Below are 607 nucleotides of genomic sequence, written 5' to 3'. Positions count from 1 at the left end.
TCAATAACAGGTTCTTCGTGTGGCGTTGGTTCCACATGGAGTTGCTGTTCTTGCTGAGCAGCAAACTGTTCATACTCTTCATAGCTTGATTCTCGTTGAGGCGTATCGTGTTCAACAACCTCTTCATGCTTGGCTTGCACCTGTTCTTGATAGACTGCGTTTGTATCCGCATAAGATTGGCTTGTTTGTTCTTCTGACGCCCAATCATCTGCTTGCTGCGCTGCAGCTTCCAACTCTTCGATGGTTACATTCAGCTGCTTGGTACGCTCAACCATTGGATCCACGTTATCTGTGCTGACCGCTTTAAGTTGTGGTTCTGGTTCAACATACGTTGGCGTCGCATTTACTGCCGCAACTCGTTGAGGTTGGGGCTCTGGCGTCGGTTTTACCGTAGGCGTTTCTGATTTGGCTTGCGGCATATATATAGGATATTCGTGTACTGCCGCTTTCTCTTTTGGTTCTTCAACTTCGTAAGCCGTTAAGTGAGGAAGCGTCTCGTCGTCTTGTTGATCGTCTTCAACGTGTTTTGTTGATACTTTATCCTCAACAAACTCATTAAGCTGAGGCTCTAGCGTCTCTTGTTCTGAACCTCTGAACTTATTCGCGA

At 46.6% G+C, this 607-nt stretch carries 1 pseudogene; it reads right to left on the bottom strand.

The features are described from left to right. A pseudogene (locus tag R7O13_RS28670) lies at positions 1-607 on the bottom strand (DNA translocase FtsK); the annotation flags it as partial.

The sequence above is a fragment of the Vibrio sp. Y176 genome (assembly GCF_033438945.1).
The sequence above is the reverse complement of the archived record's forward strand: the minus strand, read 5'-3'. Positions and strand labels throughout refer to the sequence as shown.